The sequence below is a fragment of the Microbacterium resistens genome (genome assembly GCF_031456305.1).
GTDB lineage: Bacteria > Actinomycetota > Actinomycetes > Actinomycetales > Microbacteriaceae > Microbacterium > Microbacterium resistens_A.
On the sequence record NZ_JAVDUM010000012.1, the window covers coordinates 53,210 to 65,413 of the forward strand.

At 71.7% G+C, this 12,204-nt stretch carries 9 protein-coding genes and 1 tRNA gene; 4 read left to right on the forward strand and 6 right to left on the reverse strand.

What is annotated here, in order from left to right:
* Nucleotides 1-6: 6 nt before the first annotated feature.
* A complete protein-coding gene (locus tag J2Y69_RS13395) occupies nt 7-1,125 on the reverse strand; it encodes a DUF5938 domain-containing protein (RefSeq protein WP_310021567.1) in 1,119 nt (372 codons plus the stop codon).
* 7 nt (nt 1,126-1,132) lie between these two features.
* Nucleotides 1,133-1,933 (reverse strand): SDR family NAD(P)-dependent oxidoreductase, encoded by an 801-nt coding sequence (locus J2Y69_RS13400; RefSeq protein ID WP_310021569.1) that lies wholly within the window; start codon nt 1,931-1,933, stop codon nt 1,133-1,135.
* Between the two features lie 175 nt (nt 1,934-2,108).
* On the opposite strand from J2Y69_RS13400, the gene J2Y69_RS13405 reads away from it, so the two are divergent.
* Complete coding sequence (locus tag J2Y69_RS13405; protein WP_310021570.1) at nt 2,109-2,723, forward strand: TetR/AcrR family transcriptional regulator; 615 nt, start codon at nt 2,109-2,111, stop codon at nt 2,721-2,723.
* Between the two features lie 43 nt (nt 2,724-2,766).
* Entirely contained in the window at nt 2,767-3,708 is a 942-nt protein-coding gene (locus J2Y69_RS13410; protein ID WP_310021572.1) for an NADP-dependent oxidoreductase, read from the forward strand.
* Between the two features lie 78 nt (nt 3,709-3,786).
* Here the strand turns inward: J2Y69_RS13410 and nusG are convergent, their stop codons facing one another.
* The 3 genes from nusG to J2Y69_RS13425 all read right to left on the reverse strand — a co-directional run bounded on the left by nusG (nt 3,787) and on the right by J2Y69_RS13425 (nt 5,245).
* On the reverse strand, nt 3,787-4,815 hold the full coding sequence (nusG, locus tag J2Y69_RS13415) for a transcription termination/antitermination protein NusG (RefSeq protein ID WP_310021573.1): 1,029 nt from the start codon (nt 4,813-4,815) through the stop codon (nt 3,787-3,789).
* Between the two features lie 41 nt (nt 4,816-4,856).
* Entirely contained in the window at nt 4,857-5,132 is a 276-nt protein-coding gene (gene secE / locus J2Y69_RS13420; protein WP_310021576.1) for a preprotein translocase subunit SecE, read from the reverse strand.
* Nucleotides 5,133-5,172: 40 nt separating this feature from the next.
* Nucleotides 5,173-5,245 (reverse strand) — tRNA-Trp (locus J2Y69_RS13425).
* Nucleotides 5,246-5,500: 255 nt separating this feature from the next.
* Here J2Y69_RS13425 and J2Y69_RS13430 point away from each other — a divergent pair.
* Nucleotides 5,501-7,330, forward strand: coding sequence for an HSP90 family protein (locus tag J2Y69_RS13430; RefSeq protein WP_310021577.1), 1,830 nt, complete (start codon nt 5,501-5,503; stop codon nt 7,328-7,330).
* A 76-nt stretch (nt 7,331-7,406) separates the two neighbouring features.
* Nucleotides 7,407-10,202 (forward strand): hypothetical protein, encoded by a 2,796-nt coding sequence (locus tag J2Y69_RS13435; protein WP_310021579.1) that lies wholly within the window; start codon nt 7,407-7,409, stop codon nt 10,200-10,202.
* Nucleotides 10,203-10,372: 170 nt separating this feature from the next.
* On the opposite strand, the gene poxB is transcribed toward J2Y69_RS13435, so the two are convergent.
* Complete coding sequence (poxB, locus tag J2Y69_RS13440; RefSeq protein ID WP_310021581.1) at nt 10,373-12,097, reverse strand: ubiquinone-dependent pyruvate dehydrogenase; 1,725 nt, start codon at nt 12,095-12,097, stop codon at nt 10,373-10,375.
* Nucleotides 12,098-12,204: the final 107 nt, after the last annotated feature.

The window sequence follows — 12,204 nt, forward strand, 5'->3', positions numbered from 1 at the left end:
TCTCGTTCAGACGCGAGTGACCACGGGCTCCGCGACGAGCCCGAAGGCGCGCAGCTGGCCGAGCAGCTCACGGTGGCCGAACGCCTGGCACGCGGAGGCGAAGCCGGGGCGATTCGGCGCCTGCTGGAGCAGCGAGTACGCGGCATAGGCCTGCAGCAGGCCGGTCTGCTTGTAGTTGCTGTTGCCGTGGATCACGACGTGCGAGCGGCCGAGCGGGCCCGAGGCGTGCACCGAGTCCAGCGAGCGGTTGATCCGAGGGTTCTCTCTCGGCGGCATGCCCGCCTGCACGGACGCGGCGATCTCGGCGAGGGCCGCCTCCTGCGCCTCCTTGTCGAGCGGCCGGATCTGCTCCTCGAACATCGCGATGGTCTGCCCGACGTTCGCCATCACCTCGGGCGCGAACACACCGCCGATCGCGCGGACGCTGGTCACGCGCGGGTCGTTCTGGAACCAGATCGGGTGCGACATCCCGCCCCACGGCACGGCCGTCGCCTGTTCGTGGTAGCCCGGCACCGAGACCTGGAAGGACGAGGTGTGGTCCCACTCCACCAGCCGGTTCTGCTCGAGATAGAACCAGTCGGCCATGAGGATCGTGAAGATCGTCTGGGTCGAGGCGAAGGTCGGATACCCCTTCCACAGCACCAGGATGTCCAGGGTGTCGTAGCCGCCGGGCTCGAGCGCGATGTTCGCGGCGATCTCGCTCGTCGTGTACATGTGCGCGACGCCGGGCGAGAGCAGCAGCCCGCGCTCGGCGAACCGGTCCCCCCATCCGTCCCGCGCCGCCAGCACCCAGTCCTGCTCGCCCGTGGTGTCCAGGTAGTGCGCGCCGATGCGCAGCGCCGCGTCGACCACGGCGGGGCCGAACTTGATGAACGGCCCTGCGGTGTTGCAGATCACGCGAGCACCCTCGAAGGCCTCCGCCATGGCGTCCGCGTCGTTCTCGACGGCGACGACCTCGTAGTCGGCGGTCTCGATGCCGGGGATCCGCTCGACGACCTCGCGGACGCGATCGGCATCGCGTCCGGCAGCCAGGAAGGGGACGCCGAGCTCCCGCAGGTACTCGCAGATGAGCCGTCCCGTGTATCCGCTCACGCCGTAGACGACGACGGGCTTGTCCGTTGCCATGATCGCCTCACATCCCCATCGCGCCGTCGATGGACAGCGTCGCGCCGTTGACGAAGGCGGACTGCCCGGAGAGCAGGAACGCGACGCCGTTGGCGATGTCCTCCTCGCCCGCGAGGCGGCCGGACGGCGTGAGCCCGATGACGGCGGCGACCGCATCGTCCGCGGAGGGGAACAGCCCCAGCCGCTCCATGTCGACCGCGAGCTGCGCGCCCATGGCGTTGGGGACGAGTCCAGGGCACACGGTGTTGACCCTGACGCCGTAGCCGAGACGACCGGACTCGGCGGCGGCCACCTTGCTGAGCCGCTCGACGGCGGACTTGGACGCCGAGTACGCGGCGATCCCCGGGAAGGCGATGGTCGCGGCGACCGACGCGGTGTTCACGATCGCACCGCCGCCTCCGCCCGCGCCTCCCGGCCGCATCGCGCGGAAGCCGTGCTTGATCCCGAGCGCCGTGCCGAGCACGTTGACCTCGAGGACGCGCCGCATGTTCGCGGGGTCGAGGTCGACCAGGAGGTCGGAGATCTCGATCCCCGCGTTGTTGACCAGGCCGTCGAGTCCGCCGAGCGCCTGGACGGCCGAGGCCATCCCCGACTCCCACGAGGCGTCGTCGGTGACGTCGAGACGGACGAACGTCGCCTCGCCTCCGTCCGCCCGGAGCGCGGCCGCAGCCGCCGTCCCCGTCTCCTCGTCGACGTCGGCGATGACGACCGAGCCGCCCCCGTCGACGATCCGCTGCGCCTCGCGCAGCCCCAACCCCTTCGCGCCGCCCGTGATGAGCACGCGCAGGCCTGCAAGATCCGTGGACATCGGTGTCCGCTCCTTTCGCCGGTGAAAGTGATGGGACCAGCAGACCAGAAAACTGGACACTTGACAAGGAAAATACGGACACTCGTCAAGAACTCTCCGGACATCCGGTCGATTCCCCTTGGGATGGCGCGGACCCCCGCGTAGAATCACGGCAGACCGGAGCAGGGAGAAGACCGTGGGAGATGTGGCCACGCGCGCCGAACGCGCGAGCACCGACAAGTTCGCTGCACGACGGCGCGAGCTCGCCGACTCCGCGCTCGCGGCGATCGCCGAACGGGGCTACGCGCGCACCGGGCTGCGGGATGTGGCCGCGCACTCCGATCTGTCGCACGGATCGCTGCACTACTACTTCGAGGACAAGGACGACCTGATCAGCCAGGCCATCTGGCAGTACAAGTCCGAGTGCGCACGGCGGTACGACCCCATCGTGGAGACCTCCGCGAGCGCGGAGGAGCTGGCCCGCCGGTTCGGCGACGAGATGGCGGCGACCCTGCGCGACGAGGCCGACATGCACCGCCTCTGGTACGACCTGCGCAATCAGGCACTCTTCGACGACGGGTTCCGCGACACGATCGTCGCGATCGACGTCCTCCTGCAGGACATGGTCTGGATGGTGGTTCTCCGATACGGAGAGCTGTCAGGGCGGACGCCGGTCATCGCCCCGGTCGAGGCGTACGCGCTCTTCGACGGCCTGTTCCTCAACTGCCTGATCGCCTTCCTCCGCGGCGACCTCTCGGCGCTCGACCGCATCAGGGCGAGCAGCCCGCGCCTGCTCGCCGCCGCCGTCTGATCGATCGAGGAATACCCCGGCCGGCACCGCGTTGTGCTGTGCCATGACCGAGAGCAACCGCGCCGCGTGGCAGACCGCCGTCGGCGGCCCGGAGAACATCGCCATCGTCGACCTCGACCCGACGGACCCCGGCCCCGGCGAGGCGCGCGTGCGGGTGCACGCCGCCGGCCTCAACCCGGTTGACTGGAAGGTCGCGGCCTTCCCCGAGATCGCCGCGGCGTTCGACGTCCGCGTCCCCGGCGGCTACGGCAACGACCTCGCGGGCGTCGTAGAGGCGGTCGGCGACGGCGTGACGACCGTCTCCATCGGCGACCGGGTCCTCGGCGGCAGCCGCGGCCACGCCGTCGCGGACACCGTGGTCGTTCCGGCCGGGTCTCTCGTGCCGGTGCCGGACGACGTGCCCCTCGACGTCGCCGCCACACTGCCCATCGCCGGGCGCACGGCGCTCGCCGCCGTGGAGACGCTCGCGCTCGGCCCCGACGACGTCGTGCTCATCGGCGGCGCGGCAGGCGGCGTCGGGGTGCTGGCGGTGCAGTGGGCCGTCCGCACCGGGGCGACCGTCATCGGCACCGCCTCCCCGGAGAACCACGACTTCCTGCGCGGCCTCGGCGCGATCCCTGTCTCCTACTCCGGGGACCTCGTCGCGGAGGTCCGCACCGCGGTGGACCGTCCGGTCACGGCCGCGATCGACCTGCAGGGCACCGCGACCGCACAGGCGGCCGTGACGCTCGGCGTCGTGCTAGGGCGGATCAGGACGATCGCCGCCCACGGCCCTTCGGTGCCCGATGGCGTCGTCGCGACGGGCGGAGGGGACGCCGCACCCGACGCACTCCCCCGCATCCTCGCCGCGCTGAGCGCCGGGGAGCTGCGCGTGGAGATCGCCGGCCGGTACCCGTTGGACGAGACAGCGCGCGCCGTCGCGCTCCTGCGCGACGGGCACGTCCGCGGCAAGCTCGTCATCCTCACGGACGCCTTCGACGCCTGAACCGGCGCGCAGGGCCGACAGGCCGGAAACGCAGAACGCCCCGCCGAGGCGGGGCGTTCTGCGTTGTCCCTGGTGGGATCAGATCATCTTGGTGACCTGGTCGAACGAGAGCTCGACCGGGGTCTCGCGCTCGAACAGCGAGACGAGCACCGTGAGCTTGCCGCTCTCGGGCTTGATCTCGGAGATCGAGCCCGGAAGGCCGGCGAACGAGCCTTCCTTGATGGTGATTGTCTCGCCGACCTCGAAGTCGACCTCGGCCGGGAGCGGGCGGGCGACGGCGGTGCCGCCCTTCGCCGCGACGGCCTTCGCGGTGGGCACGTCCTTGACCTCGACGAGCGACTTCAGCATGTTGAAGGCCTCTTCGAAGCGCAGCGGCGTCGGGTTGTGCGCGTTGCCGACGAAGCCGGTGACGCCGGGCGTGTGCCGGACGACGGACCAGGTGTCCTCGTTGAGCTCCATGCGGACGAGCACGTAGCCCGGGATCCGCACGCGGGTGACCATCTTGCGCTGGCCGTTCTTGATCTCGACGACGTCCTCCATCGGGACCTCGACCTGGTAGATGTCGTCCTCGACCTCGAGCGTCGACTTGCGCTGCTCGATGTTGGCCTTCACCTTGCGCTCGAACCCGGCGTAGGAGTGGATGACGTACCACTTGCCCGGGAGCATCCGCAGATCGAGACGGAAGGACTCGTACGGGTCCTCCTCCTCGGGCGCCTCGTCGGCGTCCGTGGTCTCGTCGGCGTCGTCGTCGCCGTTCACATCGGGGCCGTCGTACGGGGTCACCTCGTCGGCCGTCGCGGCCTCCAGGTCGGCGGCCTCCTCGGCCACCGCGTCGTTCAGGACCTCGGCAGCGGCCTCAGACTCCGCTGCCTCGTCCAGGTTGAGAGCGTCGTTCACGATCGCGTCCGCCTCCGGGTCTTCGATGTCGATGTCTTCGTCCGTGTCCTCGATCTCGCCGTCGCCCTCGATGTGCAGGGCGACGTGCTCGGCGGGGGTGACGGCACGCTCTTCCTCGGAGAGCACGTCGCCCTCCTGCGCTTCGTCTTCCTCGCTCGACTGCTCGGCCGCGGTGGCCCAGTCGACGTCGTCGGAGAATCGTTCAGACACTTGTTCTACTTTCGGTCAGGTTCGGCGCTGCGGCCGCGGGGTCACGCGGATTTCCCAGGAACCCCGAAGACTTGCGTCGTCAGCCACGAGAACACCATGTCGAGCCCGTAGACGAGCCCCATCATCACGACGACGAAGCCCAGCACCACGAGCGTGTACCTGACGAGCTCCTTGCGCGTCGGCGTGACGACCTTGCGGAGCTCGGCGATCACCTGACGGAAGAAGAGCGCGATCCGACCGAAGAAGCCGAGCTTCTTGCCGGGGCTCCCGCCGCCGTTCGCTGCGGAGACCACAGCGCCCGATGCGTCCTGAACCATCCTCAATGTACCTTTCGTGTGCCAGCTCTGAGCTGACGCGCAGGGCGGACAGGAATCGAACCTGCAACCTGCGGTTTTGGAGACCGCTGCTCTGCCAATTGAGCTACCGCCCTAGAGACCCTGGGGTCTCCGTCCGCCTCCCCGCCACACCTGGTCGGCTGACCGGGCACGGCGAAAGAATGCAGACAACTACTGCTCGTCCAGTGTACGGCATGCTCCGCCCCCCGCCGAAACCCCGCCGTGTCCCGACCGGCCGGCATGGCGTGTCGGCGACTGTCCCGATGGGCACGGAGGGGCGGACTTGTTAGGCTCGGCGAGCGGTCTCACGCGGCCCCGCGCCGCAGGCACGGCCGCGGAGAGGAGCGCCGGTGAGCGCGGAGGAGCAGCAGTTCCAGGTCGACCTGCGAGGCGTCGTCGACCTCCTCAGCCGGCACATCTACTCGAGTCCCCGCGTCTATCTGCGCGAGCTCCTGCAGAACGCCAGGGACGCCATCGCCGCCCGCGCCGAGGTCGACGGCGGCGGCGGGCGCATCCGCATCCGTCCCCTCGGAGAGCCGGGCGGGGAGTTCGTGCTCACCGACGACGGCGTGGGGCTCACCGCCGCCGAGGTCGCCGACCTGCTGGCGACGGTCGGCCGCAGCTCCAAGCGGGACATCTTCGACCTCCCCCGCAGCGACTACCTCGGCCAGTTCGGGATCGGCCTGCTCTCCTGCTTCATGGTCGCCGACGAGATCGTCATCCGCTCCCGCAGCGCCCGCGGAGGCGCGCCGGTGGAGTGGATCGGCTCCGCGGCCGGCACGTTCCGGGTCCGCGAGCTCGACGAGGACCTCCCGATCGGGACGAGCGTCCACCTCACGCCCCGCTTCGACCAGGACGATCTGCTGCGCGCCGATGCGGTGCGCGAGCTCGCGCGGACCTTCGGGGAGTTCCTCCCGGTGGACGTGCGCCTGGACGTCGAGCAGGGGACGCCGGCGGCGCTCACCCGCCCGGCGCCCTTCCTCTCGCCGAAGGAGGACCCCGAGGCTGCCCTGCGCTACGGCCGCGACCTGCTGGGCGCGGCGCCCCTGGACATGATCGAGCTGTCCGAGCCCGCGACCGGCACCCGGGGCGTGGCGTACGTCCTCCCCTTCGCCCCGGCGCCCGGCGCGCGACAGGCCACGCGGGTGTACCTCGGCCGGATGCTCCTCTCCGAACGGGCGGACGACGTCCTGCCCGACTGGGCGTTCTTCGTCCGTGCGGTCGTGGACTCCACCGCCCTCTCCCCGACCGCCAGTCGCGAGTCCCTCGTGGAGGACGCGGCGCTGGAGCTCGTCCGCGAGCAGCTCGGCGCGGGGATCCGCCGCTGGGTGCTGGAGCTGGGCCTGCGCGAGCCGCACCGGCTCGCGCAGTTCGTCGCCGTGCACGAGGTGGGGCTGAAGTCCCTCATCCGGCACGATGAGGAGCTCTCCCGCTTCATCACCCGCTGGCTGACGGTCGAGACCACGCGCGGGACGATGAGCGTGGGCGACCTCGTGGAGCGGTTCCCGCACATCCGCTACGCCGAGAGCATCGACGAGTTCCGGCAGGTCGCCGGCATCGGGCACCCCGACCGGATCCTCGTCAACGGCGGATACCTGTACGACGCCGACCTGATCCGCCGGCTGCCCGACCTCTACCCCGATGTCACGGTCGAGAAGGTCGACGTCGTGGGCGAGCTCGACCGGCTCGACCCTCCGCCCCTGGACGACCGCGACGCCGCGATCCGGCTGGAGGAGCGCGCAGGCGCCGTCCTCCGGACGATCGGCTGCGCGGCGGTCGTGCGCACCATCGACCAGCCGGAGCTCCCGGCGCTCTACGTCGCGGATCCCGCGGTGCTCCGCCGGATCGACCGCACGAGGACCAAGGGCATCACCGGCGCGCTGTGGAGCGGCGTCCTGGACCGCATCGACGGCGTCGACGACGACGGACGCGAACACGAGGACCACGCCGCGCGGCTCTGCCTCAACTGGTCCAACCGGGTGGTCCGCGCCCTCCGCGACGTCACCGACGAGGCCGTTTTCGCACGCACCGTCCAGCTGCTCTACATCCAGGCGCTGCTGGCCGGGCACCGCCCGCTCGGCGACGCCGACCGGGCACTGATGACCGGCGCCCTCGCCGACCTCGTCGCGCTGTCCGCGGGGCTCCCCGCCGATCCGCTGCCCCCGTTGCCCGCCGACTGACCCTCGTCCCGCCCGTCACCGCTCGTCCGTCCCGTCACCGCCTGTCTCGACCCGTCACCAGATCAGGGAGACCCCCATGGCCCGTCCGAAGAAGCGCTTCGCCCAGCTGATCGAGGAGATCGACCGCACCCCCTGGGGGCTGCACGAGCAGAACCTCGTCGCCGAGGCCGTCGCCCTCGCCACCGAGATCGGCGACGACCAGCTGGAGTACCAGGCGCGGATGCGCCAGACCGCGTCGGCCAACATGGGCGGGCTCACGGATCTGATGCTGAACTCCTTCGCCTGGTGCCTCGCCCGCCATGACGCCGACCCCTCCCGCTTCCCCGCCGACATCGAGAACGGCGCCGCCGACCTCCTCTGGCAGTTCAAGTGGATGGCGTCGTCGCTGCGCTCCTCCCCCGCCTTCGCGCCGGAGCAGATCGCCGCGGTGCTCGACGACATGGAGACGCACTACCGCACGGCGGGGCTCGGCATGAGCGGCGTGCTGATGGCGCGGTTCGAGGATGCGCATGCCGCCGGCCGTCTGGACGAGGCGGAGGAGCTGCGCGTGCGGATCGAGGCCACGCCGCGCGACTCGCACAGCCACTGCGACGCCTGCGGACGCAGCCAGATCGCCGGGTTCTTCGCCGAGACCGGCCGCGAGACCGACACGATCCGCCTCGTCGAGGAGATGATCGAGGGCGGCTTCTCCTGCGGCGAGGAGCCGGAGCACGCCCTCTCGGTCTCGCTCGTCCCCTACCTGCACCAGGGGCGGGGCGAGGAGGCGAAGTCCGCGCACCTGCGCAGCTACCGCCTCTCCAAGGACAACCCGGACATGCTGGGGACGATCGCCCGGAGCATCGTCTTCTGCGCGATCACCGGCAACGAGGCGAGGGCTCTCAGCCTGGTCGAGCGCCATATCGGCTGGCTCGCCCACGATCGGCTGAACGTGCAGGCGCACTTCTCGATGCTCGCCGCGATCGGCACGACCCTGGACCGGGTGGCGGCGGTCGGGCATGGCGGGACTCCGGTGCGCGGCGCCGACGCCCCCGAGCTCGTCCCGTTCTTCGGCGAGCACGAGGGCGCGTGGACGGCCGCGGAGCTCGCGACCGCCGCCTGGGCCGCAGCCGAGCGGATCGGTCGCAGCTTCGACGTCCGTGACGGCTCGGACAGCCACGCCCGGCGGCTGAAGGACGCCCGCGCCCTGGCCGAGGAGCGGTTCGACGTCCCGATCCGGACCGACGTGCTCCCGGCGCCGGCCCCCGACATGGCGCCGACGGATGTGGACGGCTGGTACCGGCGGATCGTCGACCTCGCGGGCTTCGGCACCGCCCCCGAGACCATGGAGGCGATGCCGCACGCGATCGACGCCGTCGACCCGCAGCGGCGAGCGATCCTCACCGGGCAGCGTCTGGCCGCCCTCGTGAACCTCGATCGCGTGGACGAGGCGACGGCCCTCCTGCCGGACCGCCTGCGCACGCTTCGCGCGGCCGGGCACGATGAGCAGGCGGCCCTGGAGGAGCGCTTCGGCCTGGCGATGTTCGGCGGTGCCGACGATGACGACCTGGAGGCGCTGGCCGAGGCGTACGCCGGATCCGCAGGCGCGACGCCCGTCGTGCGGGGCGACCTGGCCCTGACGCTCGCGAGCCATTGGATCGACGACGATCCGGACGCGGCCCTGGACCTCGCCGAGCACGCCGCGCGCCACTTCGAGGACGCCGGGGACCGGAGGATGAGCTACGGCGCGGTGTTCGCGGCCATCGGCGCGCTGCTGGGCAAGGACGACGACGAGGCCGTGCTCGTGCAGACGGAACGGCTCCTCGCCGACCCGGAGGCGGGCGCCGGCGTCCGGGCACGGGCGCTGGAGATCCGGGCGCGCGTGCACGGCGTCCGCGACGAGTTCGCCGAGGGGGCGGCGGAGGCGGACGAGGCCTGCCGAATCCTCGCCGAGCTCGGCGGGCGGCGCTCGCTCGCCAGAACCCATCTGCTGGCGGGCGCGCTGTGGGAGGAAGCCGGTGAACCCGAGCAGGCCCTCACCCGCTATCGCGTGACCGCGCGCCTGGCCGAGCAGGAGGGCGGCGACCTGGCGGGAGCCAAGTACCGCGTGGGCCGGGTCCTGCTCGCCGCCGACGCCGCGGCGGAGGCCGCCGAGGTCTTCGGCGACGTCCTGAAGCTGGAGGAGGCGGCCGAGGCCTCCGCCGAGACCCGCGCGATGACGGTGTCGATGCTCGCCCGCGCCCTGCGCGCCTCGGAGGAGTACGGGCAGGCCTACGGCGCCTTCGGCTACGCCGCCGAGCTCTTCGGCGAGGCCGAGGACCCGGCCGATCAGTCCATGTCGATGCTCGAGCAGGCGCGTCTGCTCGGTCAGTTCGGCGAGCAGGACGACGCGGTCGAGACGCTCGAGGCCGCTGCGGAGATCGTGCGCACGGCACCGGACGCGCTCGGCGCGATGATCGAGGTGCTGCACAACCTCGGACAGGCCTACGGCGCGAAGCAGGACGAACGGGCGTTCCCGCTGTTCGACGAGGTCGAGCGCCTCGCGACGGAGAACGAGGCGGCCTGGCTGATCGCCGACGTGGCCGACTCGCGGGCACGGGCGTACGCGGCGATGGACCGGGTGGACGAGGCCGTCGCCGCGGCCCTCACCGCCTCCGACGGCTACGCGGCGGCGGGCGACGCGCAATCGGCCGGCAGCGCCGCCCTGCTCGCGGCCCGCTCCCTCGCCGGCAGCGGACGGGACGACGACGCGGTCGCGGCGTACCGCGCGGTGCTCGAGAACGCGACCGAGATCCCGCCGCTGCGACAGATCGCGGCGCTGGAGCTCGGCGACGTCCTGGAGCGCCAGGGGCGGACCGCCGAGGCCGCCGCCGCCCGCGCGATCGCCGAGGACTGATCCGCCCGCGTCTCTCACCGGTTCACCGGTTCACCGGTTCACATGGCGGGAGATCCCCCGCATGGCGGCCGAGAAGGCCGCCTCCGGCCCGCCGGGCGGGGAGACTCCCGCCATGTGAACCGGCGGCGGGGGCCGGAGCGGACGTCAGTTGAGCCGGGCGGGCGGGCGGGTCAGAACAGCTGACGCCAGTTCGCCCGCGCGAGGTCCAGCAGCTCGTCGCCGCGACCGGACAGGACGGTGCGGATCGCGTAGAGCGCGAAGCCCTTCACCTGCTCGGCGGTCACGGTCGGCGGCATCGAGAGCTCCTGCCGCTCGGTCACGACGTCCAGGAGCGCCGGACCGTCGTGCGCGAGGACCTCGCGCAGCGCGTCGGGGAGCTCGTCGGAGCGCTCCACCCGCCGGGCGAAGATCCCCATGGCCTGCGCGACCGCCGCGAAGTCCGGGTTCTCCAGTCCCGTGCCGTAGTTCACGAACCCCGCGGCCTTCATCTCCAGCTCCACGAAGTTGAGCGAGGAGTTGTTCACGACGATCGTCTTCACCGGGAGCCGGTTCTGGGTGAGCGTGATCAGCTCGCCCAGCATCATCGTGAGGCCGCCGTCCCCCGCGAGCGCGACGACCTGCCGCTCCGGCTCGCTCGCCTGTGCGCCGATGCCGTGCAGCAGCGCGTTGGCCATGGAGCCGTGGTTGAACGATCCGATGAGCCGTCGCCGGCCGTTCATCGTCAGGTACCGCGCCGCCCAGACGGTCGGGGATCCGACGTCCGCGGTGAAGACCGCGTCATCGGCGGCCGCCTCGTCCACCAGGCGCGCGAGGTACTGGGGATGGATAGGCGCCGCACCCCGCGACGGCACGGCGAGCTCATCGAGCCTGGCCCTGGTCTTGCGGTAGTGCGCCGTCGCGTCCTCGAGGTGCGTGCGGGAGCGGCCGCCGCGCAGCCGCGGCAGGAGCGCTGCGGCCGTCGCGCCCACATCCCCCACCAGCCCGAGGTCGAGGGGATGGCGACGACCGAGCTGCGATCCCCGGATGTCGACCTGGATCGTGGTCGCCGAAGCGGGGTAGAACTGCGGATACGGGAAGTCGGATCCGAGGACCAGTAGGGCGTCCGCCCCCTCCATCGCCCGATATCCGGAGGCGAAGCCGAGCAGTCCCGTCATCCCGACGTCGAAGGGGTTGTCGTACTCCACGAACTCCTTGCCCCGCAGGGCGTGCACGATCGGCGCCGCGAGCCGGTCGGCCAGCGCGATCAGGTCGTCGTGGGCGCCCTGGGCACCTGCCCCGGCGAGGATCGTCACGCGCTCGGCGGTGTTGAGCAGGGTCGCCGCCCGCTCGAGCTCCTCCCCGCTCGGGACGACGACGGGCCGGGCCCGCTCGATCACGGTCGCACGGTCCTCCCCGACCTCGGCGAGCGCGATGTCGCCCGGGATCACCAGCACCGCGACCCCGCGCTGCTCGATGGCCGCGCGCATCGCGATCTCCAGCAGCCGGGGCATCTGCGCCGGGTCCGAGACGTACTCGACGTAGACGCTGGACTCCCGGAACAGCTCCTGCGGATGCGTCTCCTGGAAGTAGGTCGTGCCGATCTCGCTCGTGGGGATGTGCGCGGCGATCGCGAGCACCGGGACCCGGGAGCGGTTGGCGTCGTAGAGGCCGTTGATCAGATGGAGGTTGCCCGGACCGCAGGAGCCGGCGACGACGGCGAGCTCCCCGGTGAGCGCCGCCTCGGCGGCCGCCGCGAACGCCGCGGACTCCTCGTGCCGCACATGCACCCAGCGGATCGCGCCGTCCTTGCGGAGGGCGTCGGTGAAGCCGTTGAGCGAGTCTCCGGGGATCCCGTAGACGCGCTCCACCCCGTTCGCACGGAGGGACTGGACGATGTTCTCGGCGACGGTGGCCATGGCAACCTCTCGTGAAGGGACCGGACATCACGAGGCTACTCCCGGCCGGAGCGCCCGGCGCCGATCCCCCTCCCCCACGAAACAGCAACTGCGTCTCGAGACTGCGC

Excerpts from the sequence above, each read along its gene's own strand:
- secE (WP_310021576.1), bottom strand. The coding sequence starts at position 5,132 with ATGGTTCAGGACGCATCGGGCGCTGTGGTCTCCGCAGCGAACGGCGGC.
- J2Y69_RS13395 (WP_310021567.1), bottom strand. The coding sequence starts at position 1,125 with ATGGCAACGGACAAGCCCGTCGTCGTCTACGGCGTGAGCGGATACACG.
- J2Y69_RS13435 (WP_310021579.1), top strand. The coding sequence starts at position 7,407 with ATGGCCCGTCCGAAGAAGCGCTTCGCCCAGCTGATCGAGGAGATCGAC.
- J2Y69_RS13410 (WP_310021572.1), top strand. The coding sequence starts at position 2,767 with ATGACCGAGAGCAACCGCGCCGCGTGGCAGACCGCCGTCGGCGGCCCG.
- J2Y69_RS13400 (WP_310021569.1), bottom strand. The coding sequence starts at position 1,933 with ATGTCCACGGATCTTGCAGGCCTGCGCGTGCTCATCACGGGCGGCGCG.
- poxB (WP_310021581.1), bottom strand. The coding sequence starts at position 12,097 with ATGGCCACCGTCGCCGAGAACATCGTCCAGTCCCTCCGTGCGAACGGG.